Here is a 24,041-nt window from a genome sequence, read left to right as displayed (position 1 = left end):
TGCGGCGGCTGAAGCCGCCGTGCCGGTCACAGGGGCGTGGCGAGGCGCAGGTGCTCGAGCGGTGCCGGCCGCCCGAAGTGGTAGCCCTGGGCGTTCGCGCATCCCATGGACCGCAGGCGAGCGGCCTCCTCGGCGGTTTCCACGCCTTCGGCCACCACGGTGACGGCGAAGCCCCGGGCCATGCTGAGCACGGCCGTCACGATGGCCTCGTCCTGCGGCGAGTGCAGCAGGTTGCGCACGAAGCGCTGGTCCACCTTCAGGCAGTCGAACGGCAGCCGGCCCAGGTAGGCCAGCGAGGAGTAGCCGGTGCCGAAATCGTCGATGGCGATCTTCACGCCCAGCGCGCGGATCGCCGCCAGCCGGGCGCGGGTCACGCCGTCGTCCTCCAGCAGTACCGATTCGGTGAGTTCGAGCGTCAGGTGCCCCGGGGGCAGGCCGCTGTCCTGCAGGACCTGCTTCAGGGTCTCCTGGAAGTCGGACTGGATGAGCTGCCGCGCCGAGACGTTGACGTGGATGTCGAAGCCGTCCGGCAATTGCGGCAGTTGTCCGGCGATGGCGTGCGTGGCCTCGCGCAGCACCCATTCGCCCAGGCCCAGGATCAGATCGGAGGCTTCCGCCACGGGGATGAACACGCCGGGCGGCACCATGCCGCGCGTGGGGCTCTCCCAGCGGACCAGGGCCTCGGCGCCGATGGTGCGGCCGGAGGAGAGTTCCACGACCGGCTGGTAGTGCAGCACGAACTGCCCGCGCTCCAGGGCCTGCCGCAGTTCGGAGGCCAGGCGCAACTGCTCCAGGGAGCGCTCCATCATGTCCGGGGTGAAGGGCACGCACTGGCCGCGGCCCATCCGCTTGGCCTCGCCGAGCGCGCTGCTCGCGTTGCGCAGCCAGTCCGCCAGCCGGCCGGCCGGCAGCGTGCCGGACACGGTCCCCACGGAGACGGTCAGCTGCACCTCGTCCTCGCCGACCGAGAAAGGCTGGGCGAAGACGTCCTGGATGGCGCGCCCGGCATCGGCCGGCGGGGCGGCGTCGCTGGCCAGGTACAGGAGCGCGAATTCATCGCCGCCCAGCCGCGCGGCGAACGCCGGCGCGGGCAGCGAGCCGCGCAGCCGGTCCGCCGCCGCCTGCAGCAGCCGGTCGCCCGTGTCGAGCCCCATGCTGTCGTTCACCGCGCGGAACGCATCGATGCCCGCCAGCACGAGCACGGCCCGCTGGGGATGGGGCCAGTCGGCTTTCTCCAGGAGCCCGCGGCGCGTGAGCAGCCCGGTCAGCGGATCGCCCAGCAACTGCCGGTGCAATTGCTCGAACGAGTGGCGCAGCCGGCCGGCCATGTCGTTGAAGGCCTGCACCAGCGCCCCGGTCTCGCGCAGCGGGCTGGTGATGCGCAGTTCCGTGTCCCAGTCGCCGCGGGCCATGCGCTGCGCGGCCCGGGCCGTGAGCAGGATCGGCGCGGCGATGCGCTGGATGGCCCACAGCCCCAGCAGCAGGCCGAACGCCGCGATGGCGGCGGTGGCGAGCAGCAGCCGGCGGGAGGCCGCGCGCGTGTCGCCGAGCAGGTCGGCCTCGGGCAGCGCGACCACGATGCGCCAGTTCAGGCCGGGCACCTGGGTGAACGGCGTCACGCGGGCGAAGTACCGCTGGCCGTCCATGGGGTAGCTGAACGCCGCGGCGCCTTCGTCCTGGGCGGTCGGCGGCAGGAACTGGGCCGCGGCGCGCACGGCCTCGCTGGTGCTCTGGCTGGCGAGCCGCCGGCCGTACTGGCGGCTGCCGGGTGCCATGGGCAGTGTCACGCTGCCTTCGCCGGATTGCGCGACGAGCCGGTCCTCGGCATCGAGCACGAAGATATGGCCGTGGCCCAGCAGGGGGTCGTTGCTCAGGAAGCGCTGCAGCGTGTCGAGCCGCACCTCGGCCTGTACCACGCCCACGAGTTCCCCCTCGGACACGACCGGGGACGAGGCTGCGATGATCACGTCGGCACGCTCGCCCGCGCGGGTGTAGATGTCCGACCAGCGCGACTGGCCGGAGGTGACGACGGGCGCATACCACGGGCGGCTGCGCGGGTCGTAGCCCTCCTGCGAAGCGATGACGGTGCCGTTGCCTTCCAGTCCGTATATCTGCAGCCGGCCATGGGTGCTGCGGTCCTGCAGGATCAGCCGCAGGCGGCCGTCGTCCTCGCGCCGCATGCCGGTGTATTCGCCCTCGCGCCCGCCGAAACCCAGCAGGCCGATCTGCCGCTCTTCGGCATAGATGGCGTCCAGGATGGCGCGCAGGTATTCGTGGATCGGGCGCAGGTCGCCCGGGTGGTAGAGGCCGTGGCGCCCGATCGCGTCCGCGACGCTGCGCTGCACGCGAAACGGCGTGGCCAGGAAGTTCACGAGGCGGTCGCTGGCCGTGTGGGTCACGGCGTCGAGCAGGCGGACGCTTTCCTGGTCGATCAGCGCATCGATCTGGCGGTGCTGGGTGACCGCCTGCAGTGCCACGGTGCCGATGAAGAGTGCCGCGAACGGCACGGCGATGGCCGTGCGCAGCGACAGGGCCCAGCGCCGCACTTCAGCACCGCCCTTCGAAACCATGTTCCCGGCGTGCCGGAGGTCGTCGGTTCATGGTGGGACTGCCGTGGTCTTCGTCGGGTGTTTGCTATTTTAATTATAGCTACCGCCGGGTGGCGGTTTCAGTCGCGGGTGGCCCGGCGCTGCACGCAGGCCACATACGCGTCGCCATCCGGAGGGCGCCCCGAGCGCTGGCTCTCCCAGAGCATGCTGCCCAGGCATTCCATGGCGGCATGGTGTGCATCCTGCAGCGATCCCAGGCGGGCGGCGAGCAGCTCCACCGCCTGGCGGATGCCACGCGGCTGGTCGATGCTGCACTGCTCGCTGATCGAGAGGTGCATGGACAGGTGCAGGAAGGGGTTGGTGCGGCCGGGCGTGCGGTCGTAGTCGCGCGCGAGGGCCGCGTCCACGTCGGAGAGTTCCTCGTGGTATTCGGGGTGTTCCGCGATCCACAGGCTGGCCAGGGTTTCGATGGCTTCCATCGGCTGGCCTGCCTGGGCCTTGGCATGCACCGCGCAGAAAAAGCGGCGCACATCCGCTTGCGTGGGATTGAACATGATGCCGCGCAGCGTAGCACGGCGGAATCCTCCCCGCGGCGTATTAGGTCGGGTGCGGGACCTGTCCGCCGTGCGGGGGCACGGAGGCACTGTCGTCCATGGACTCTTCGATCTCCGAGGCTGCAGCAGGGCGCTGCCGTGCCTGCGCGGCGTGGGCGGCGCCGGATGCCACTGCCTGGGTGCCGCCGTCCGGTGCGGGCGCGGACGCCTGCGCGTTCGCCACGGCGGAGCGCACCCTGGCATGGGCCTGGTAGGTCTGGTTGGTATTGCGGTAGGCCAGGCCGAAGGCGGCGGCCGTGGTGCCGACCCCGAGGAACGAGGTCAGCGCGGGGGCTGCCCTGTTGAGGCCGGTGGCCCTGGCCACCTGCTGCACCGCGAGGTTGGCCATGCCCGCGAACTGGTTCCAGGAGAACCGCGCGACGGAGTGGTCCAGGATGCGGTCGTGGTCCTTCATGGGCAGCTTGCTGCCCGAGTTCCACACCTGCTGGGCACCGACCTGCTTCGTCTCGTAGTGCTTGCCCACGCCCGCGTCGATCACTTCGACGGAGGTATTGAAGAGCCCGCGGACCAGGGCGACGAGGGCCGCGTTCTCCAGCTGCGGATCGTTGACCGGGTTGTTCGTGTCCGCCACCTGGAACTGCAGGCCGCTCAGGTTGACGGAGCGGGCGTTCAGCACCGCGCCGACCACGCCGTCGGAGGCCGTGCTGGCCCCCATGGTCATCAACGTGTACACCGCCGCCATGGAGCTCATGTTGGCGTTGTTCACGCCGCTGGTGCCGGGGCCGCGGGTATCGACGAACTTGAGGCTGGCCTGCATCAGTTCGCGCATGGCGGCGTAAATGATGTTGCGTACCTGGGTGGCCAGCACCCGCGCCGACACGCCGGGATCCCCGCCGGCCGCGGCGGTGGCGCCCATGATGAAGTTGCCGGTCTCGGCGATGACCTGGTTCGCCGTCACGCGCCGCGAATCCGCCTGCTGGATTTCCTTGTGCCTTGCCTTGTCCTGCGGGGACATGGCGTCCCACTGCGCGTTCGTGAGGCCGAAATGCCCCTTGACCGCGGCTTCTGGGTCCCGGTCCATGCGCGCATGGCGCAGCTTCGCGTGCGCCAGCACGGCCGCCATCGACACGGCGGTCTGCATTCCGACGATGGCGAAGGGGTTGTCCTGGGCGAACCTGGAGTTCACGATGCCGCGGTAGATCTGCAGCATCGCGTATTCGCGGGAGAAGGTGGGAATCCCGCAGGTCAGCAACTGCTGCACCGTGTGGCCGGTGAAGGCTCCCACGGCCGCGCGGCTGGGGAGCCGGTCGCCCACGAGGTCCTGCGCGCTTTGCCGGGTGAACTGGCTGGTGACCTCCCAGCCCTGGTGCGCCTTCGCCGCCGTGTAGTGGTAGCCCTGCACGGCTTTGTCCTTGACCGCCGCGGCGGCCTGTCCCGCGTACGCGGCACCTGCGGCCGCGCCGTTCCTTACCTGGGTCATCGAACTCTGCGCCAGATTCCGGGCCCCGGATGCCAGGTTCCTGCCCTGCTGCAGGAGCCGCGCGCCCCTGCCCGGGACAGGCGTGTCGGTCTGGGCTTCCACATCCGCCATGTAGCGCAGCGACATTTCACGCGCCGGGGCCCGGGGCGCATCGTTGCGCGGGGGCCTGATGGAAGCGGCCGCGGCGCTGGTGGAGGCCTGTGCATCCGGCCGCGCGAAGCGCTGCAGTTCCGTTTCCGGCAGGCGCTGGCTGCCCGTGCGGACGGCGGGTGAAGCCGGCTGGCTGCTGGTGGGCTGCGTCTCCTTGCCCGGGGAGGTGAGCAAGTGCTGGGGCGACGAGGTGCTCGGCGAGGCGGTGGCGTTTTTCAGCATGGGAGGCTCCGTTCGGTGGGTTTCATTGCGTGGAGGCAGAGGTGCCGTCCATGCTGGCGGCCAGGGCGGCGAATCCGTCCAGCTGGACGGCCAGGTCGTTGCCATCCATGCCCTCGGAATCCCAGCGTGTCTGTACGAACGTGCCTTCGGGGGATAGGCTCAGCGCGCAGCCGGCGATCAACATCAGCTCCACGTTGGCTTGCAGCGCAGCGGTGCGCTCGGCGCTGTCGGCCAGCGGCCGGTCCAGCGGTGCCGACAGCAGCAGCGTGCGGCCATCGCCGCAGGCCGCGATCTGGATATCCTTGCCCTGCAGCCGGGCGATGGCGCCCAATGGAAGGTCGGGGGTGGCCGAGACCGCGGCGCCCAGCTCGTCCACGGCCTGCCCGAGAAGGGGGCGGTGCCAGTCCGCACCGGCCTGTGCCTGCACGGTGGCTGCGAGGCCTGGCGGCAGCGGCGGCATCTCCGGTGGCGCGGCTTCCGTCCCGGGGGCGCTCCCGGCCTGGCGCAGGGCATGCGCTTCGATCATCGAGGGCAGATGGTGTTGCACCCCGAGAGCGCTTTCCCGCAGCATGCCGCTGAAGTAGCTGAGCTGGAACAGATCCTGGGCCAGCAGTGCCGCATCGCCGACATGCGACGGGGGCACGCCGTGCACGACCACGGCGCGGCCGGTGCGATCCAGGCCGATGCCGACGGACCCGAGCGCCATGGCCGGGGCGTTGAGGTGCAGCAGCAGGCTGGTCCAGACGGGCTCTTCCACGTCGGCAGGGCGGGGCTGCGATGCCACCAGGACCCAGCGCTCCTGCGGGGCGTCCTCGATCAGCAGGGGACAGTAGCGGATGCCGTCCTGTTCGAAGGCGCGCGCCTCGGAGAAAGGCTCCGCGCCTTCCGTTTCGCCGAACCGGCGGGCAGCTTCGCGCAGCCATGCCGCCGAGGGAGGTGAGAGGGTGGATGGATCAGTGATGTTTGCGATGGATGAGGTCTGCATGATGGCGCTCCCGATGGTTATGCACATCTTTTGCATATCCATCATCGAAAGCGTCATGAGCGGCGAAGCAGTTGCGAGGCATGCGAAGCCGCGGGCCGCCGCAGGCCGTGACCGGGGCCGGGGCCGGGAGCGTGGTAGGCGCTGCCCGGCCTCGCGGAGAGAAACGCGGCCTCAGCCGCGCCGCGTGCCCAGCAGCCGAGAGATGGTGTCGGCCGTGCGCAGCAGCACGGGCAGCAGGTCGCGCTGCATCACCTTCGCGCTGGTGCGGTTGGCCTGCCCGCTGATGTTGAGCGCGGCCACCGTGCGGCCGGCGCGGTCGCGCAGCGGGGCGGCGACGGAGATCAGGCCTTCCTCCAGCTCCTGGTCGATCAGGCACCAGCCCTGCGCGCGGGCGGTCTGCACGCGGGCGAGCAGCTCCGCGTCGTCCACGACGGTGCGCGGCGTGAAGCGCTTGCGCGGCAGGTCGCGCATGAGCGCGATGACGCGCTCGTCGGGCAGGCCGGCCAGCAGCATGCGGCCCATGGAAGTCCAGAACGCGGGCAGGCGCGAGCCCACGCCGAGGTTGGTGCTCATGATCTTGTGGGTGTGCACGCGCAGCACATAGACCACGTCGTGGCCGTCCAGCACGGCGGCGGAGCACGATTCATGCACCTCGCCGGCCAGGGCTTCCATGGACGGCTCCGCCAGGTCCCAGATGGGCATGGACGAGAGGTAGGCGAACCCCAGGTCCAGGATGCGCGGCGTGAGGCGGAACAGCCGCCCGTCGCTTTCCACGTAGCCCAGCGTCTGCAGCGTGAGCAGGATGCGGCGCGCCCCGGCGCGCGTCAGGCCCGAGGAGGCGGCCACTTCGCTCAGCGTCTGCTGGGGCGCGGCGGCGCTGAAGGAGCGGATCACTTCCAGCCCGCGGGCGAACGACTGCACGTAGCTGTCGCCCGGCCTAGGGTTTTTACCAATGTCCGTGGGGGTATCGCTCATAAGCTGTTGGTTCTAGAATTAATTCATTGTACGAACATTTGTTCTTTATACGAACAAAATCCTGCGGCCGGACATCCGGCTGCCTCCCGCTCACGGGCCGGATTGTCGCCGTGCGGCACGGCGGTCCGGCCCTGCCTCCCATCTCAGGTGTTTCTTCCCATGATCAACAAGATTGCGGATTCCGTTGCCCAGGCCCTGTCGGGCATCCAGGACGGCGCCACGGTGCTCGTCGGCGGCTTCGGCACGGCCGGCATTCCCGGCGAACTGATCGACGGACTGATCGAGCAGGGCGCCCGCGACCTCACGGTGGTCAACAACAACGCGGGCAACGGCGACACGGGCCTGGCCGCGCTGCTCAAGACGGGCCGCGTGCGCAAGATCATCTGCAGTTTTCCGCGGCAGGTGGACAGTTGGGTGTTCGACGACCTGTACCGCTCCGGCAAGCTGGAGCTGGAACTGGTGCCGCAGGGCAACCTCGCCGAGCGCCTGCGCGCGGCCGGTGCCGGCATCGGCGCCTTTTTCTGCCCGACGGCCTACGGCACCGAGCTGGCGAAGGGCAAGGAAACGCGCGAGATCGGCGGCAAACACTACGTGCTGGAGTACCCCATCCACGGCGACGTGGCCCTCATCAAGGCCGAACGCGGCGACCGCTGGGGCAACCTGACCTACCGCATGTCCGCGCGCAACTTCGGCCCCGTGATGGCCACGGCCGCGAAGCAGACCATCGCCACGGTGCACGAGATCGCGGAACTGGGCGCGCTGGACCCCGAGGCCATCGTGACCCCCGGCATCTTCGTGAGCCGCATCGTGCGCATCGAGCGCACCGCCACCCAGGGCGCGGGCTTCAGGAAGGCCGCATGAGCCCGGCATCGCATCGGAATTGAACAGGCCACCAGCGCAGAAGGAATCAGCGTGAGCAGCTATCAGAAACGCAGCAAAGACGAACTGGCCCGCCGCGTGGCCCAGGACATCCACGAAGGCGCCGTCGTCAACCTGGGCATCGGGCAGCCCACCCTCGTGGCCAACCACATCCCGGCCGACCGCGAAGTCATCCTGCAGAGCGAAAACGGCATCCTCGGCATGGGCCCCGCGCCCGCGGCCGGGCAGGAGGACTACGACCTCATCAACGCGGGCAAGCAGCCCGTCACGCTGCTGCCGGGCGGTGCGTACTTCCACCACGCCGACAGCTTCGCCATGATGCGCGGCGGCCACCTGGACATCTGCGTGCTGGGCGCCTTCCAGGTCAGCGCCACGGGCGACCTGGCCAACTGGAGCACGGGCGAGCCCGGAGCCATCCCGGCCGTGGGCGGCGCGATGGACCTGGCCATCGGCGCCAAGCAGACCTGGGTGATGATGGACCTGCTGACCAAGCAGGGCCAGTCCAAGATCGTGGCGCAGTGCACCTATCCGCTGACGGGCATCGGCTGCGTCAAGCGCATCTACACCGACCTCGCCACGCTGGCCTGCACGCCGGACGGCCTGGTGCTGATCGACGCCGTGCCGGGCCTGGAGCATGCCGAACTCGAACGCCTCGTCGGCCTGCCCATCCGCGCCGCCTGAAACGCCGCGCCCCCACCCCATCAGGAGACACGACACCATGACCTCTTCGCAAGCCTTCATCTGCGACGCCATCCGCACGCCCTTCGGCCGCTACGGCGGCGCGCTCTCCAGCGTGCGCACCGACGACCTGGGCGCCGTTCCGCTCAAGGCGCTGATGGCGCGCAACCCCCATGTGGACTGGGCCGCGGTGACCGACGTGCTCTACGGCTGCGCCAACCAGGCCGGCGAGGACAACCGCAACGTGGCCCGCATGAGCGCGCTGCTGGCCGGCCTGCCCATCGACGTGCCGGGCGCCACCATCAACCGCCTGTGCGGCTCCGGCCTGGACGCGGTGGGCACGGCGGCGCGCGCCATCAAGGCGGGCGAGGCGGGCCTGATGATCGCCGGCGGCGTGGAAAGCATGAGCCGCGCGCCCTTCGTGATGCCGAAGGCCGAAAGTGCCTTCAGCCGCAGCAACGCGGTGTACGACACGACCATCGGCTGGCGCTTCGTGAACAAGCTCATGAAGGCGCAGTACGGGGTCGATTCCATGCCGGAAACGGCCGAGAACGTGGCTGACGACTACAAGATCGAGCGCGAGGCGCAGGACCGCATGGCCCTGGCCAGCCAGCTCAAGGCCGTGGCCGCGCAGAAGGCCGGCCACCTGGCGCGCGAGATCACGGCCGTCACCATTCCCCAGAAGAAGGGCGACGCGGTGGTGGTGGACAAGGACGAACACCCGCGCGAGACCAGCCTGGAAGCGCTCGCCAGGCTCAAGGGCGTGGTGCGCGAAGGCGGCACCGTGACCGCCGGCAACGCCAGCGGCGTGAACGACGGTGCCTGTGCGCTGCTGCTGGCGGATGAAGCCTCGGCCGCGAAGCATGGCCTGACGCCGAAGGCCCGCGTGGTCGGCATGGCCACGGCCGGCGTGGCGCCGCGCGTGATGGGCATCGGCCCCGCGCCCGCCACGCAGAAGGTGCTGGCGCAGACCGGCCTCACGCTGGAGCAGCTCGACGTGATCGAGCTGAACGAAGCCTTCGCCGCGCAGGGCCTGGCCGTGCTGCGCATGCTGGGCCTGAAAGACGACGACGAGCGCGTGAACGCCTGGGGCGGCGCCATCGCCCTGGGCCACCCGCTGGGCGCCAGCGGCGCGCGCCTGGCCACCACGGCCGTCAACCGGCTGCATGCCACGGGCGGGCGCTATGCGCTGGCCACCATGTGCATCGGCGTGGGCCAGGGCATCGCGGTGATCCTGGAGCGCGTGTGAGCGGGGACGGCATGGCCATGAACGATGTGCTGAAGACCGCCGCGGGCAGCTTCCGCGTGCGGGTGGAAGGGCCTGCCGATGCGCCGGCCCTGGTGTTCTCCAATTCCCTCGGCACCACGCTGGAGATGTGGGACGCGCAGGCCGGGCGGTTCGCCCGCACCCACCGCGTGGTGCGCTACGACACGCGCGGCCATGGCGGCAGCGTGGTGTCTCCCGGGCCGTACACCTTCGACCAGTTGGGCGGCGACGTGGTCGCGCTGCTCGATGCCCTGGACATCGAGAAGGCCGCCTTCTGCGGCATCTCGATGGGCGGCTTCACCGGCCTCTGGCTCGGCGTGCATGCGCCGCAGCGGCTCGAACGCCTGGTGGTGGCCAACAGTGCCGCCAAGATCGGCACGGCCGAAGGGTGGACCACGCGCGCCGCCATGGTGCGCGACAAGGGCGTGGCCGGCATGGCCGAGCTGGCCGCATCCTCGCCGGGGCGCTGGTTCACCGACGCCTTCGCCGCTGCGCAGCCCGATGTGGTGCGCCGCGCCCAGGGCTGGATCGCCGGTATCGCGCCGGAAGGCTACGCCGGCTGCTGCGAAGCCCTGGCCCAGGCCGACCTGCGCGCGGCCATCGGCGGCATCGCCGTGCCCACGCTGCTCATCGCGGGCACGGGCGACCCGGTCACCACGGTGGCGGACGCGCAGGCCATGCAGGCGGCCATCGCCGGTGCCCGCGTGGCCGAACTGCCGGCCTCGCACCTGTCCAACCTCGAGGCGCCGCAGGCCTTCGATGCCGCGCTGGCGGATTTTCTGCAAAGGGACTAGGACCGCTGCCATGGAACAGCCACAGCCCGTGAATCCCCGCTGGAAGCAGCGCCCACCCGGCTCCACCTGGGGCGACTTCGGGCCCCATGACCAGCTGGGCCGCCTGAACCTGCTCACGCCCGAGAAGGTGCGCCAGGGCGTGGCCGAAGTGCGCGAAGGCCTGAGCTTCGCGCTCAGCCTGCCGCTGGACTATCCGGGCGGCAGTGCGCTCAATCCGGCACGCCATCCGCCCGTGCTGCGGCCCACGCTGCGCAAGGGGCTGGTCAACTTCAACTGCCTGATGGCCGAACTGGAGCCGGGCCGCACCGACGTGATGTCCGACGACCTGGCCATCCTGTACCTGCAGTACTCGACCCAGTGGGACAGCCTGGCGCACGCGGGTTCCATGTTCGACGCGAATGGCGACGGCCTGCCCGAGGCGCTCTACTACAACGGCTATTCGGCGGGGCGGCACATCGTCGGCCCACGGGACGTGCGCGACACGGGCGTACCCGCCGCGCCGGGCGCTGCGGGCACGAGCACCTCGGCCGCGCACGCGCTGGGCATCGAGAACATGGCCCGCACGGGCGTGCAGGGCCGCGGCGTGATGATCGACCTGCGCGCCCACCTGGGCGACGCGCGCACGCTGGTCGGCTACGACACGCTGATGCGCGTGCTCGAAGCCGACGGCGTGGCGGTGGAGACGGGCGACATCGTCTGCCTGCACACGGGCTTCGCCGATGTGGTGCTGGGCATGCGTCGGCACCCCGATCCGCAGGTGCTGCACAACGCCTGCGCGGTGCTGGACGGCCGGGACGAGAAGCTGCTGCAGTGGATCACCGACAGCCAGCTCGCCGCCATCGCGGCCGACAACTACGCCGTCGAGGGCCTGCCCGCGCGCCCGGGGCCCGCCTGCTGCGCGGCGCTGCCGCTGCACGAGCACTGCCTGTTCAAGCTGGGCGTCCACCTGGGCGAGCTGTGGCACCTCACGCCGCTGGCGCGCTGGCTGCGCGCGCAGGGCCGCCACCGGTTCCTGCTGACGGCGCCGCCACTGAACCTGCCGGGCGCCGTGGGCTCGCCCGTGACGCCCGTCGCCACGGTCTGAGACCACACGCCGCGGGCCCCGGACCGCGGCATCCGCCATGTGCCGGCCCGCCGCGCACGAAAGAACACGCCATGCCTTTCATCATCGAGACCTTCGACAAGCCCGGCCACCAGCACGTGCGCCAGGCCACGCGCGCCGCGCACCTGGAATTCCTGGACCGCCACAAGGACCTGCTGCTGGCCTGCGGGGCCAAGCTGGACGACGACGGCAAGGACCTGGGCGGCGGCCTCTACGTGGTGGCGCTGGATTCGCGGCAGGAGGCGCAGCGCTTCATCGAGGCCGATCCCTTCCATGCCGCCGGGCTGTTCGAGCGTGTCACGTTCACCCGCTGGCGCAAGGCCTATGTGGACGGGCGGTGCTACCTCTGAGCGTTCCGCTGCGGCGTGGCACCACCTGTTCCCCCTGAAGGATTCCCCATGACGAACTCCCTTGCCTCCTCCACGCGCGAGCGTGTCCTCATCACCGGCGGCGGTGCCGGCATCGGCGCGGCCACGGCCGAACGCTGCCGGGCCGACGGCTACGAGCCGGTCGTCATCGACCGCGTGGTCGACCATGTGCCCGGCGGCATCCAGGCCGACCTGTCCAACCCTGCGGAGACGGCGCGTGCGCTGCAGCAGGCGCTCGCTGGCGGCCCGATCACGCGCCTGGTCAACAACGTCGGCATCGTGGTGCCGGCCGGGGCGGCCGAGCAGACGCTGGAGCAGTTCGACCTGGCCGTGGCGCTGAACCTGCGCTGCAGCCTGCAGTGCATGCAGGCGCTGCTGCCGGGCATGCAGGCGGCCGGCTTCGGGCGCATCGTGAACATGTCCTCGCGAGCGGCCCTGGGCAAGGAACTGCGCACCGCGTATTCGGCCACCAAGGCCGGCCTGATCGGCATGACGCGCGTGTGGGCGCTGGAGCTGGGGCGCCACGGCATCACGGCCAACGCCATCGGGCCGGGGCCCATCCGCACCGAACTGTTCGACCGCGCCAACCCGCCCGATGCACCGCGCACGCAGGCCATCATCGATGCGGTGCCCGTCAAGCGCGTGGGCACGCCGGACGACGTGGCGCATGCCGTGTCGTACCTGCTCGATGCGCGCAGCGGCTTCGTCACGGGGCAGGTGCTGTACGTGTGCGGCGGCATGACCGTGGGAGTCGCTGGAGTGTGATGGCCACACCCCCCTGAGCGGCTGCGCCGCTCCGCGCCGCCGCCAGAGACCGCTGCCCTTCGTGCACGTCCAAGCCTGCGCAGGCAGGCTCGGAGCCGCGGCACTCAGCCCCGCTCTCGACGTGCTGTGCACGGCGGGCAGGGGACGACGCCGGTGGCCGGGCGAAGCCCGTTCCACGGCGTCTGCTGGCTTGGCCTGCTCCGCGGCCTTCTGACGGGTGGTGCCGTGCCGGTTCCGCAAGCCGCGCGATGAGGCGCTGAAGCAATTCCTCTTTTCTCATTCATCCCATAACAGCGAGACAAGTTTTCCATGTCGAAAATCACTGCTTTCTTCACCGAACTGATGCGGCGCTACCTGCCCGATCCGTTCGTTTTCGCGATCCTGCTCACGCTGCTGACCATGGCGCTGGCCTTCGGCGTGGAGAGCCGCCCGATCGATGCCGTGGTACAGGATTGGGGCAAGGGCTTCTGGAGCCTGCTGGCCTTCACGACGCAGATGGCGGTGATCCTGGTGATGGGCTACGTGCTGGCGGCCGCGCCCATCGTGGACCGCTTTCTCGATCGCATCGCCGCGCGCGTGCAGACGCCGCGGCAGGCCATCATCGTCGCGACCATCGTGGGCGGCGTGGGCAGCTACCTGAACTGGGGTTTCGGCCTCGTGATCGGCGGCATCATGGCACGCAAGCTGGCGCTCAAGGTGAAGGGTGTGCACTATCCGCTGATCATCGCGGCGGCCTACACGGGCTTCACGATGTACAGCCTGGGCTTCTCGGCGACCATCCCCGTGCTGATCTCCACCAAGGGCCATGCCTTCGAGGGCACCATGGGCCTGATCCCGCTCACGCAGACGATCTTCTCCGCGCCCATCCTGCTCACCAGCCTGGCCGTGCTGATCGCGCTGCCGCTGCTCAATGCCGCCATGCACCCGAAGCAGGGCGAGAAAGTCGTCGAGCTGGACCCGGCCACCGTGGCGGACGCCAAACCGGCCGGCGGCGCCGAGGGCCTGCTGGGCGACGAGAAGACGCTGGCTTGGCGCTTGAACAACAGCCGCGTGCTGAGCCTGCTGATCGGCCTGTGCGGCATGGCGTACGTGGCCATGCACTTCATGAAGGGCGGCAACCTCGACCTGAACATGATCAATTTCTTCATCCTGTTCCTCGGGGTGCTGCTGCTGGGCACGCCGATGAAGTACGTGGAGAAGGTCAACGAGGGCGTGCGCACCATCGGCGGGATCATCCTGCAATTCCCGTTCTACGCCGGCATCATGGCCATCATGCACGGCTCGGGCCTCGTGGAGTCGATCGCGCACGTGTTCGTGAGCATCTCCACCGCCGCCACGCTGCCGCTGTGGGGCCTCGTCAGTTCCTTCGTGATCAACTTCTTCGCGCCCTCGGGCGGCGGCCACTGGGTGCTGCAGGGCCCGTTCATGATCAACGCGGCCACCACGCTCGGCGCCTCGCAGGCGCAGACGGCCATGTCGGTGATGCTGGGCAACGGATGGAACGACCTGGTGCAGCCGTTCTGGATCCTGCCGGCGCTGGCGTTGTCCAAGCTCAAGCTCAAGGACATCATGGGCTACACGGTGGTCTCCATGCTGCTCGTGGGCGCGATCTACGCCGTGACCATGCTGGTCTGGCCGCATCTGTGATGGCCTTACGGGCCCCCGCTTTCTTTCGACATTCCCACCCGAACCCCCAAGGAGAAACCCATGCTGTTCATGGCTGAAATGACCGTCCGCATCCCGTCCACGCTGGCCCCCGAAGTGGCCGACGAGATCAAGCGCAAGGAGAAGGAGTATTCGCAGCAGCTGCAGCGCGACGGCAAGTGGCGCCACCTGTGGCGCGTGGTCGGCGAATACGCCAACGTGAGCATCTTCGACGTGTCCGGCAACGACGAGCTGCACGCGATCCTGAGCGGGCTGCCGCTGTTCCCGTACATGGAGATCAAGGTGACGCCGCTGGCCAACCACCCGTCGTCCATCGTGCAGGAGTAAGCACTGCATCCCCATCCATACAACGAAGAGATCCGAGGAAACAAACCATGACCATCGCCCACTCCACCTTCCGCCGCGGCCTGCTCGCCGCCGCTGCCGCCTGCGCACTGCTGCCCGGCCTCTCCGCCGCCCAGGCGTTCCCGAGCAAACCCATCACCATCATCGTGCCCTTCGCGGCCGGCGGCACCACCGACATCCTGGCGCGCATCATCGCCCAGGGCATGGGTGCCGAACTGGGCCAGTCGGTCGTGGTGGACAACCGCGCCGGCGCGGGCGGCAACATCGGCGGCCAGGTGGCGGCACGCGCACCGGCCGACGGCTACACGCTCTTCATGGGCACGGTGGGCACGCACGCCATCAACGCGTCGCTCTACAAGAAGATGCCCTTCGATCCGATCAAGGATTTCGCGCCCCTCACCCGCGTGGCCAACGTGCCCAACCTGCTGGTCGCCAACCCCGCGCAGCCCTTCAAGACGGTGCCGGAGCTGATCGCCTATGCCAAGGCGAACCCGGGCAAGATCAACTTCGGCTCCTCGGGCAGCGGCAGCTCCATCCACCTGTCGGGCGAGCTGTTCAAGAGCATGGCCAAGGTGGACATGCAGCATGTGCCCTACAAGGGCAGCGCGCCGGCCGTGACGGACCTGCTGGGCAACCAGATCGCGATCATGTTCGACAACATGCCCTCGGCCATCCAGCACGTGCGCTCGGGCAAGCTGCGCGCCATCGCCGTCACCACCGCCAAGCGCTCGCCCGAGCTGCCCGACGTGCCGACCATCGCCGAAGCCGGCGTGCCCGGCTACGAGGCCACGTCGTGGTTCGGAATGTTCGCGCCGGCCGCCACGCCCGCGCCCGTGGTCGCGCAGCTCAACGCCACCATCGTGAAGGTGCTCGCACAGCCCGACATCAAGAAGAAGCTCGCGGAGCAGGGCGCCGAGGCCGCCGGCGAGACGCCGGCGCAGTTCGCCGACTTCATCCAGAAGGAGAGCGTGAAGTGGGGCAAGGTGGTGAAGGAGTCCGGCGCCAGCGTCGATTGAGGGTTCCGTGGCTGCTCTAGAACGCTGTCCCTAAAGTGCCGTTCTTCGCCGCCACCACCTCGGCCATCATCGAGAGGGCGATCTCGGCGGGCGTCCTGCTGCCGATGAAGAGCCCCGCGGGGCCGTGCAGGCGGCGCAGTTCGGCATCCTCCAGGCCGAAGTGCAGCCGCAGCCGCTCTCGCCGTCGCGTGCTGTTGCTGCGCGAGCCGATGGCGCCGACGTAGAACGCCCGGGACCGCAGGGCCTCGATCAGGGCCAGGTCGTCCAGCTTGGGGTCGTGGCTCAGGGCGAGAACGGCCGTGCGGTCGTCGTCGCGCAGGGCCAGCACCACGTCGTCGGGCATGTCGCGCGTGAAGGCGATGCGACCCTGCGCCCAGGCGGGGGCCTGCTCCAGGCGCGGATCGCACAGCACGATGTCGAAACCCACGCTCACGGCCATCTGGCACACGTAGTACGCGGTGTCGCCCGCGCCGATGACGACCAGGCGCGCGACCGGCGCGAAGCAGGCCACGAAGCGCTGCGCATCCAGCACCGGCGCGGTGGCTTGCGCGCAGTCGCGCAACCGCACGTCGCCGGTGGCCAGGTGCAGCGTGCGTTCCACGCAGCGCCGCTGCCCGCGGGCGGCCATCAGGTCCTGCAGCCGGCTGCGGCCCTGCAGAGGCTCCATCACCAGTTCCACCGTGCCGCCGCAGGGCAGGCCGAAGCGGTGGGCCTCATCGGCGGAGATGCCGTAGCGCAGGATTTCAGGGAGTGCGGTCGGGCCATGTCCCTGCGCCGCGGCCTGCTGCACGCGGCGCACCAGGTCGTCCTCGATGCAGCCGCCCGAGACGGAGCCGGCCACCTCGCCGCGCGCATTCATCGCCATCAGCGATCCGGGAGGGCGCGGGGACGATCCCCAGGTGCGTGCGACGGTCACCAGCCATGCGCGCTCACCCGCCTGCAGCCAGCCGTTCGCCGTGCGCAGCACGAGGCTGTCCAGGTCGGTCGCTTCCATGTCAGCTGGCGAACGCGGACCGGATCACCTCCGGGGTGAACGGCGCCTGGTAGAAGCGCCGTCCCGTGGCGTCGAACAGCGCATTGGCCAGCGCGGCCGGGCCCGGCACCGAGGCGGATTCGCCGGCGCCCATGGGCGGCTCGTCCTGCCGCGGCATCAGCACCACCTCGATCGGCGGCACGTCGCGGAAGCCGATGATGGGATAGCCGCCCCATTCGCGGCTGGCCACGCCCCGGTCGTCGAAGGCGACGCGTTCCAGCAGGCTGCGGCTCAGGGTCTGGATGACGTTGCCGTGGATCTGGTGGCGCACGCCATCGGGGTTGACCATCATGCCCGTGTCCTGGCCCACCACCACGCGCCGCACGGCGATGCGGCCGCTCGCCGGATCGACCTCGATATCGACGACCCAGGCGGCCCAGGCCGCGCCGAAGCCGGGAAACCGGCTGTGGACGTAGCGCGCATAGGCCACGCCGCGCCCGCGCAGCAGACCATGGGCGCCCGGCAGGCCCCGGCTGCCCGGCTGGCCGCGCTGCCAGCCCGCGTGGCGTGCCGTGGCCTCGATCAGTTCGATGGCGCGCTGGTCGTCGAGGTGGCGGACGCGGTAGTCCACGGGATCGGCGCCGGCCGCCTGGGCCAGCTCGTCGATCATGCAGTCGTGGGCGAAGGAGTTGGGCAGGGCCGACACGCCGCGCAGCCAGGAGGAGCGCACCAGCGGCGCCATGTCGTGGCAGGCGATGCGCCGGTTCGCATAGCGGTAGGGCGGCACGGCGGTGCGGTCGCCCATCTCCAGCGTGCGCGGCTGGCCCGGCACGCGGCCCGTGAGCAGCAGGGCCAGCAGGGGCGCATCGTTGGAGGGGTAGCGCACGGCGAAGTCGCAGGCCAGCAGCTCACCGTCTCGGCCGATGGCCGCGCGCACGTCCATGAGCTGGCCCGTGCCCTTGGGCTCCCACTGGTGTTCCTGCTCGCGCGTGAGCTGCACGCGCACCGGCGCGCCCACGGCCATGGAGAGCAGGGCCGCATCGGCGCAGACATCGTCGGCGCAGTTGCGACCGTAGCAGCCCGCAGCCTCCAGGCGCACGATGTCGATGCGGTCCTCGCCCAGTTGCAGCAGCCGGTCCAGGTCGGTTCGCAGCATGTGCGGGTTCTGCGTGCCGGACCACACGGTGAGCCGGCCTTCCTGGAAGTCGGCGACCGCGCAGGAAGGGCCGATGGAGGCGTGCATCTGGTAGGGCCAGACGTAGCTGCGCTCCAGCACGGCGGCGGTTTCAGCGCCCGCGAAGGCAGCGTCCACGTCGCCCTCGTCCACCAGCGCGCGGCGCTGCGCCGGGTTCGCGCGGATGGCGCTGGCCACGTCGCGCAGGTCGGGTGCGGGCGGAACGGGCCGCCATTGCACTCGCAGCGCGCGCAGGGCGGCGATGGCCTGCTCTTCGCGGTCGGCGACCACGCCGACGAAATCGCCCTCGGCGACCACCTGCACGTTGCCCGGCAGATGGGCGACGGAGGTAGGGTCCACCGCGACGAGGCAGTGGCCGATGAAATCCCCGCCGTCGCGGCCCGGATGCGGCGGCCGCACCACGCGGCCATGGCGCATGCCGGGCACGCGCACGTCGTGCACGAAGCTCAGCTCGCCGGTGGCCTTGGCGGGAATGTCCACGCGCGCGGCGCCGCGGCCCACCAGCCGGTACTCGCTGGCGGGCTTGAGTTTCACCGGCTGCTCGGGCGGTGCCAGCGGCAGGTGAAGGCGCTGCCCCTGCAGCAACTGTCCGTAGTGGAGCGCGCGCGCATCGCCGCCGTCGGCAAAGGCCACGTGGCCATCGCGCGCCTGCAGGCGTCCGGCCTCCACGCCCCAGTGCGCGGCGGCCAGCGCCAGCAACTGCTCGCGCGCCTGGGCGGCGGCACGGCGCAGCGGCACGGCGGAAATCTGGATGCTCGCGCTGGCGATGGTCGGCCCCTGGTTGGGCGCTGCGGCCGTGTGGCCCAGCACCATCTCCAGCCGGTCCAGGGGCACTTCCAGTTCTTCCGCCACGATCTGGGCCAGGGCGGTGCGGATGCCCGTGCCCAGGTCCACGTGGCCGTTGAACGCCAGGGCGCGCCAGCCTGCCTCCGTGCCCGGGTCGGAGAGCACGGCCACGAAGATCTCGGGCGTGGCCTGCACGTAGTCGGTGCCCGAACCGGGCTGGCCCGGCGCGGGCTTCGGAGGCGCCACAGGCTGGCGCACGACGAGCAGGGCGCCGGGGCGGTCCAGCAACTGGGCGTGCAGGTCGTGGGGCTGGGGCAGCGTCATGGAGCGGCGTTCTCTCAACGCGCGAGCGCGTCGGTGCCGGCCAGGGCCTGGTCGAGGGGCATCACGGCCGCGTATTTCTGCGCCATGTCGAACAGGTTGGCCTCGTGCGGGCCCAGGGCGCGGTCGCCGCAGCAGTCGGCCACCACCAGCGGGCGGAAGCCCGACTGCATCGCATCGACCACGCTGGCGCGCACGCAGCCGCTGGTGACGCAGCCGGCCACCAGCAGCGTCTGCACGCCGCGCTGGGCCAGCCAGGGCGCGAGCATGGTGCCGAAGAAGGCCGAGGGCGTGCTCTTGCGCACCACGTATTCGCCGGGGGCGGGGGCCAGCTCGGGCACGATGGCGCTGGCGGGGCTGTCTTCCTTCAAGGTCAGCATGCCGGGCACCTTGAGGCAGAAGATATTGCTGTCCGCATCGTCGTCCGAGAACACGATGCGGCTGTGCGCCACGGGCCAGCCGCGCTCGCGCGCATGGGCCAGCAGGCCGCGCGTGCGGGCGATCGCCTCGGGGATGTTGCCGCCGCCGAACACGGCCGGATCGGCGAAGCCGTTGACGAAGTCGATGATGAGCAGGCCGAAGGGCGCCTTGAGCGGCAGCGGCGTGCCGAAGCCCTGGCGCGCGTAGGCGGAGATGTCGCCCTGCACGGCCCCGGCGGGGATGCCCTGGGCGCTGGTGGGGGTGGTGTTCGTCATGCGATGTCCTTGCCTTGCCGGGATTTTCCGGCGGCGCGCGCCAGTCCTTGTTCGTCCTGCACCACGCCGTCGATGACCATGGGCGTGCCGTCCAGCGCCACCGTGCAGTGGCGCATGGGAATGTCGATGTGGCAGGCGGTGGTGCGGTTGCCGCCGGCCTCGTTGTTGGGGCCCATGGACCAGAGGAAGTTGCCCTCGAAGGCGCGCGCGTCCATGCCGATGTGGGTCTCCTTGTTGTAGTGGGCCAGCATGGACCAGTGGGCGCGCGGCTGCAGGCCCCAGCCCACGTGGGAGACGGCGTAGGCCTCCGGGTCCTCGTAGGAGGCCATGTATTCCGTGAGGATCTCGGCCTGCAGCCCGCCGCTGATGCGCGTCACGTAGCCCTTCTCGATCGTGAGCTCGATGGGCTCGGTCACGTAGTCCTTCATGGGCAGCAGGATGTCGCCGCGGTCCAGTACCACGCGGCCGTTACTTTGGCCTTCGTCGGGCCAGGTCAGCACGAAGCCGCTGGGCCAGTGGTCCCACCGGCCCGGCTCGTCCACGAAGCCGTATTCGCAGATGGCGGGGAACTCGCCCAAAGCGCAGTGCAGATCGGTCCCGGCCGCGGAGGTGATATGCATCTGCTTGGCCGCCTCGATGCGCTTCGATGCGGCCTGCACGCGCGCGCGGTCGGCCTCGGTGGGCACCAGGCGGCACAGCACCTCGGGCGGCTCCACGGCCAGCAGGATCTTCGTGCCGGTCTGCAGGATCTCGTGCTGCTCGGGCGAGAACAGCAGGGTCATCAGGTCGAGCACCAGGTCGCTCGCCTTGAGCGCGGCGATGGCGGCCGGGTTGCCCGTCAGCGGCGTGGTGCCCAGGTAGGCCAGCGAGTCGCGGCTGAGCGACTTTTCGGCGTTGACGGGCGGCAGGTCCAGCCGGTTGACGCGCGCGCCCAGGTCGCTGGCGGCCGTGATGGCGCAGCGCAGCGTCTGCGGATGCGTGTCGGCGCCCGTGAGCACCGTGACGGTCTGCCCGGCTTCGAGCCGGGACAGCGTGAGCACCTGCTTCCAGGCGTGGATCAGATCGTTGTCGCTGACGGACATGCGGGGCTCCTTGGCGGTGTGGTGGTGATGGCGGGTCTGCGGGCAGGCATTCAGGCATTCAGTCGACTTCTGCGCCGAGGAAGTCTCCCAGGGCGGCGTAGAAGCCGGCCTCGTTGTCCCACGGGATCATGTGACCGGCGCCGGGCACGCGCACGTGAATGGTCTGGGGCGCCAGGCCCTGCCACTCGGCCACGTCCGCGTCGCGCACCACGTCGCCGCGCTCGGCGGTGATGAGCAGCAGCGGCTGCGGGATGCGCGGCAGGTCGGCGTGGATGTCGTCGCGGCCGAAGTCCTCGAAGCTCTGCACGATGGCGGGTTCATGGCAGGTGTGCAGCCACTGCGCGCGCAGCCGGCGCTGCTCTTCGGTCCAGGTGGGGCAGAAGGCGCGCATGGCTTCGGCATCCATGCCCTGCGTGGCCTGGCGGATGGAGTCCACATACCAGGGCAGGGCGGCCGGGTAGGCGCGGCGGCCGGGGCCGGAGACGGGCGGATCGACGATGACCAGGCGCGTGAGGCCGGCCGGCTGGCCGCGGGCCGCGCGCACGGCGATGCGGCCGCCCATGGAATGGCCGACCAGGGCCCAGCGCTGCAAACCCAGGGCCTGCGCCAGCGCGACCACGTCGGCCGCCTGGGCATCGAGGCCGTAGTCCAGGCCCGGGCCGGAAGAAGACAGCCCGCGCCCACGCACGTCCAGCACATAGGTGTCGAATTGGCGGCCCAGGTGCTCGGCGACGAAGCCCCAGGTCACGGCCGGGCTGGTGATGCCGGGGATCAGGATGACGGCATCGCGCCCTGCGCGCTCGCCCTCTGCGCCGCCATAGCGCAGGTAATGCTGGCGGATGCCGTTGGCGTGGACGTGGCCGCCGTACAGGAGGGTGCTGGAGGTGCTGGCGCGGTCGCTCATGGGAATGCTCCTCAGGCCTTGGCCGCAGTGTCGTACGGATAGGCGCCCGACAGCAGCGCGCCCGCGCCCGGCACCACCGGGTCCAGGCCCAGTTCCTTGAGGATGGCATAGGTGGTGGCGATGGAGGCCGTGAGCACGGGCTTGCCCGTGGCCGCTTCCACCTGCGCCACCGCGGGCAGCGAGGGCATCTGCACGCAGGCCGACAGCACGATCACGTCGGCATCCGCATAGTCCATGCCGGCAACGATGCCGGGCAGCTTCGCGGGGTCGTGGCGGCCCACCTCGAGGTTGTCCGGAATCTCCAGCGCGCGCCAGTCCACGATCTCGAAGCCCTCGGCGGCGATGTAGTCCATGACCAGCTGGGTGAGCGGAACCATGTAGGGCGCCACCAGGGCGATCTTCTTCGCTCCCATGACCTTCAGCGCCTCGACCAGCGCGCCCGCGCTGGTGATCACCGGGGCCGTTGCGCCGTTGCTCGCCGTGCGTTCCGTCAGGCGCTGCTGCGACACGCGGTGGTATCCCTTGCCCATGGCCATGATGGCCACGAGGCAGGCATAGCCCAGCACGTCCACCCGCGCGTCGCTCAGCTCCAGTGCGCAGCGGTCGCTTTCGGCATCCATGGCGGCCAGCTCTTCCTTCTGCACCTTCTTCATCCGCATGCGGCTGGAGTGGAAGGTGAAGCGGTCCTGCGGCCGCAGCGTGGAGTGGGCCTGCAGCATGGCCGGCACCTCGGTCTCCATCGTGGTGTTGGAGCTGGGAACGATCTGGCCGATGCGGTATGTCTGGGTCATGGCGTGCCTTGTTCGCGAATGCGCGTTTGATAAAGATCAGATGGGTGTGTACGCTTCATTTTTGCAAAACCCGTGCCGTCTGGCAAACGGCAATTTCATCGGGGTTTGCACCTATGTTGTGCATGAAATGCACCAAAAAATGCAATGGCAGGCTTATCCTTGCACATCGTGGTGCTCTTGATATGTCTCAAGAAATCAAGTGCATACACCTAAATAAGGTGGATTTCCTGCATGGCATGGATAGTGCTTTTCAGCTTTCAAGAGCCTGCCGCAGCGACGGCCGCCCGCCCCGACTCACCCCCATTCCCGCAAGGAGAGAACCGTGTCCCAATCCCCCCGTATCGCCGTCGTCGGCGCCGGCCTGGGCGGCGCCGCCGCCGCCAAGCTGCTGCTGCAGGAGGGCTTCGATGTCCGCGTTTATGAGCAGGCGCCCAGCTTCTCGCGCCTGGGGGCCGGCATCCATGTCGGGCCCAACGTGATGAAGATCCTGCGCCGCATCGGCATCGAGGATGCGCTCAACGCCCAGGGCTCGCACCCCGACTACTGGTACAGCCGCCACTGGCAGACCGGCGACGTGCTGGCGCAGATCCCGCTGGGCGACTACGCCGTCAAGGAGTACGGCGCCAGCTACCTCACCGTGCACCGCGGCGATTTCCACGCGCTGCTGATCGACGCGCTGCCGGACAGCGTGATGGCCTACGGCAAGTTCCTGACGAAGGTCGAGGACCGCGGCGATGTCGTGGTCATGCACTTCGCCGACGGCACGACCGAGGAGGCCGACATCGTCATCGGCGCCGATGGCGTGAATTCCCGCATCCGCGAGGAACTGCTCGGCCCCGAACTGCCCAAGTACGCGGGCTACCTGGCGCACCGCGCCGTGTTCCCCACGCCCGAGGTCAAGGCCGGCATGCTGCCCTTCGACGCCTGCGTGAAGTGGTGGAGCGACGACCGCCACATGATGACCTACTTCGTCACCGGCAAACAGGACGAGCTCTACTACGTGACCGGCGTGCCCGTCGAGCACTGGGACCTGAACGACCGCTGGCTGCCCAGCAGCAAGGAGGAGATGCGCGAGGCCTTCTCCGGCTGGCACCCCACGGTGCAGGCGCTGATCGACGCCACGGTGGAGGTGACGAAGTGGTCGCTGCTGGAGCGCGATCCGCTGCCCCTGTGGAGCCGTGGCCGCCTGGTGCTGCTGGGCGATGCGTGCCATCCCATGAAGCCGCACATGGCGCAGGGCGCGGCGATGGCCATCGAGGACGGCGCCATGCTGGCGCGCTGCCTGAAGGAAGTCGGCGCGCACAACCACGAGCTCGCCTTCGCGCTGTACGAGGCCAACCGTGCCGAGCGCGCCAGCAAGGTGCAGCGCATCTCGCACGACAACACCTGGCTGCGCACGAACGAGGATCCGTCGTGGTGCTTCGGCTACGACGTGTTCAGTATCCCCCTGGTGGAACCGAAGGTCGCCGCCACGGCCTGATACTCGCTGCCGCAGCCGAA

At 70.0% G+C, this 24,041-nt stretch carries 22 protein-coding genes; 11 read left to right on the top strand and 11 right to left on the bottom strand.

Features of this window, described 5'->3' with window-relative positions:
• Nucleotides 1-26: 26 nt before the first annotated feature.
• The 5 genes from ACGHC0_RS20135 to ACGHC0_RS20115 form a co-directional block, all read right to left on the bottom strand.
• Nucleotides 27-2,570: an EAL domain-containing protein gene (locus tag ACGHC0_RS20135; RefSeq protein WP_415266560.1), complete on the bottom strand. Its 2,544-nt coding sequence runs from the start codon at nt 2,568-2,570 to the stop codon at nt 27-29.
• A gap of 98 nt (nt 2,571-2,668) precedes the next feature.
• Complete coding sequence (locus ACGHC0_RS20130) at nt 2,669-3,103, bottom strand: DUF1841 family protein (RefSeq protein WP_019701657.1); 435 nt, start codon at nt 3,101-3,103, stop codon at nt 2,669-2,671.
• A gap of 43 nt (nt 3,104-3,146) precedes the next feature.
• On the bottom strand, nt 3,147-4,955 hold the full coding sequence (locus ACGHC0_RS20125; RefSeq protein WP_415266559.1) for a hypothetical protein: 1,809 nt from the start codon (nt 4,953-4,955) through the stop codon (nt 3,147-3,149).
• A gap of 22 nt (nt 4,956-4,977) precedes the next feature.
• A complete protein-coding gene (locus ACGHC0_RS20120) occupies nt 4,978-5,940 on the bottom strand; it encodes a type III secretion system chaperone (protein ID WP_415266558.1) in 963 nt (320 codons plus the stop codon).
• Between the two features lie 171 nt (nt 5,941-6,111).
• The gene (locus ACGHC0_RS20115) at nt 6,112-6,915 is read right to left on the bottom strand and encodes an IclR family transcriptional regulator (RefSeq protein ID WP_368352633.1); all 804 of its coding nucleotides are present in this window, start codon (nt 6,913-6,915) and stop codon (nt 6,112-6,114) included.
• Nucleotides 6,916-7,074: 159 nt separating this feature from the next.
• On the opposite strand from ACGHC0_RS20115, the gene ACGHC0_RS20110 reads away from it, so the two are divergent.
• The 10 genes from ACGHC0_RS20110 to ACGHC0_RS20065 all read left to right on the top strand — a co-directional run bounded on the left by ACGHC0_RS20110 (nt 7,075) and on the right by ACGHC0_RS20065 (nt 15,794).
• A complete protein-coding gene (locus ACGHC0_RS20110) occupies nt 7,075-7,776 on the top strand; it encodes a 3-oxoacid CoA-transferase subunit A (protein ID WP_368352632.1) in 702 nt (233 codons plus the stop codon).
• Between the two features lie 51 nt (nt 7,777-7,827).
• The gene (locus ACGHC0_RS20105) at nt 7,828-8,475 is read left to right on the top strand and encodes a 3-oxoacid CoA-transferase subunit B (protein WP_053845471.1); all 648 of its coding nucleotides are present in this window, start codon (nt 7,828-7,830) and stop codon (nt 8,473-8,475) included.
• A gap of 37 nt (nt 8,476-8,512) precedes the next feature.
• Complete coding sequence (gene pcaF / locus ACGHC0_RS20100) at nt 8,513-9,721, top strand: 3-oxoadipyl-CoA thiolase (RefSeq protein WP_368352631.1); 1,209 nt, start codon at nt 8,513-8,515, stop codon at nt 9,719-9,721.
• An 11-nt stretch (nt 9,722-9,732) separates the two neighbouring features.
• On the top strand, nt 9,733-10,533 hold the full coding sequence (gene pcaD, locus ACGHC0_RS20095; RefSeq protein ID WP_368352630.1) for a 3-oxoadipate enol-lactonase: 801 nt from the start codon (nt 9,733-9,735) through the stop codon (nt 10,531-10,533).
• A gap of 10 nt (nt 10,534-10,543) precedes the next feature.
• The gene (locus tag ACGHC0_RS20090) at nt 10,544-11,617 is read left to right on the top strand and encodes a cyclase family protein (RefSeq protein WP_368352629.1); all 1,074 of its coding nucleotides are present in this window, start codon (nt 10,544-10,546) and stop codon (nt 11,615-11,617) included.
• Between the two features lie 71 nt (nt 11,618-11,688).
• Nucleotides 11,689-11,985, top strand: a complete 297-nt coding sequence (locus tag ACGHC0_RS20085; RefSeq protein WP_368352628.1) for a YciI family protein — start codon at nt 11,689-11,691, stop codon at nt 11,983-11,985.
• Nucleotides 11,986-12,033: 48 nt separating this feature from the next.
• On the top strand, nt 12,034-12,768 hold the full coding sequence (locus ACGHC0_RS20080) for an SDR family NAD(P)-dependent oxidoreductase (protein ID WP_368352627.1): 735 nt from the start codon (nt 12,034-12,036) through the stop codon (nt 12,766-12,768).
• Between the two features lie 309 nt (nt 12,769-13,077).
• Nucleotides 13,078-14,415 carry a short-chain fatty acid transporter gene (locus tag ACGHC0_RS20075; protein WP_368352626.1) on the top strand — a complete coding sequence of 446 codons (1,338 nt, stop codon included), beginning with the start codon at nt 13,078-13,080 and terminating at the stop codon, nt 14,413-14,415.
• A gap of 60 nt (nt 14,416-14,475) precedes the next feature.
• Entirely contained in the window at nt 14,476-14,760 is a 285-nt protein-coding gene (gene catC / locus ACGHC0_RS20070; RefSeq protein WP_013596204.1) for a muconolactone Delta-isomerase, read from the top strand.
• 47 nt (nt 14,761-14,807) lie between these two features.
• Complete coding sequence (locus ACGHC0_RS20065) at nt 14,808-15,794, top strand: tripartite tricarboxylate transporter substrate binding protein (protein WP_415266557.1); 987 nt, start codon at nt 14,808-14,810, stop codon at nt 15,792-15,794.
• Between the two features lie 16 nt (nt 15,795-15,810).
• Here the strand turns inward: ACGHC0_RS20065 and ACGHC0_RS20060 are convergent, their stop codons facing one another.
• From ACGHC0_RS20060 to ACGHC0_RS20035, 6 genes are read right to left on the bottom strand one after another with little or no spacing between them, the layout of a single operon-like run.
• On the bottom strand, nt 15,811-16,788 hold the full coding sequence (locus ACGHC0_RS20060) for an XdhC family protein (RefSeq protein ID WP_415266556.1): 978 nt from the start codon (nt 16,786-16,788) through the stop codon (nt 15,811-15,813).
• A 1-nt stretch (nt 16,789) separates the two neighbouring features.
• The gene (locus ACGHC0_RS20055) at nt 16,790-19,072 is read right to left on the bottom strand and encodes a xanthine dehydrogenase family protein molybdopterin-binding subunit (RefSeq protein ID WP_415266555.1); all 2,283 of its coding nucleotides are present in this window, start codon (nt 19,070-19,072) and stop codon (nt 16,790-16,792) included.
• 14 nt (nt 19,073-19,086) lie between these two features.
• Nucleotides 19,087-19,764: an N-carbamoylsarcosine amidohydrolase gene (locus tag ACGHC0_RS20050; protein WP_415266554.1), complete on the bottom strand. Its 678-nt coding sequence runs from the start codon at nt 19,762-19,764 to the stop codon at nt 19,087-19,089.
• Entirely contained in the window at nt 19,761-20,846 is a 1,086-nt protein-coding gene (locus ACGHC0_RS20045) for a 2,5-dihydroxypyridine 5,6-dioxygenase (RefSeq protein WP_415266553.1), read from the bottom strand. The genes ACGHC0_RS20050 and ACGHC0_RS20045 overlap by 4 nt, the downstream gene beginning before the upstream one ends.
• Before the next feature lie 58 nt (nt 20,847-20,904).
• Entirely contained in the window at nt 20,905-21,750 is an 846-nt protein-coding gene (locus ACGHC0_RS20040) for an alpha/beta fold hydrolase (RefSeq protein ID WP_415266552.1), read from the bottom strand.
• Between the two features lie 11 nt (nt 21,751-21,761).
• Entirely contained in the window at nt 21,762-22,541 is a 780-nt protein-coding gene (locus tag ACGHC0_RS20035) for an Asp/Glu racemase (RefSeq protein WP_017439066.1), read from the bottom strand.
• A gap of 322 nt (nt 22,542-22,863) precedes the next feature.
• On the opposite strand from ACGHC0_RS20035, the gene ACGHC0_RS20030 reads away from it, so the two are divergent.
• A complete protein-coding gene (locus ACGHC0_RS20030) occupies nt 22,864-24,021 on the top strand; it encodes an FAD-dependent monooxygenase (protein ID WP_415266551.1) in 1,158 nt (385 codons plus the stop codon).
• Nucleotides 24,022-24,041 lie beyond the last annotated feature (20 nt).

It is taken from the genome of Acidovorax sacchari (assembly GCF_042847045.1).
Taxonomy (GTDB): domain Bacteria; phylum Pseudomonadota; class Gammaproteobacteria; order Burkholderiales; family Burkholderiaceae_C; genus Paracidovorax; species Paracidovorax sacchari.
This window is presented reverse-complemented; position numbering and strand designations above follow the sequence as displayed.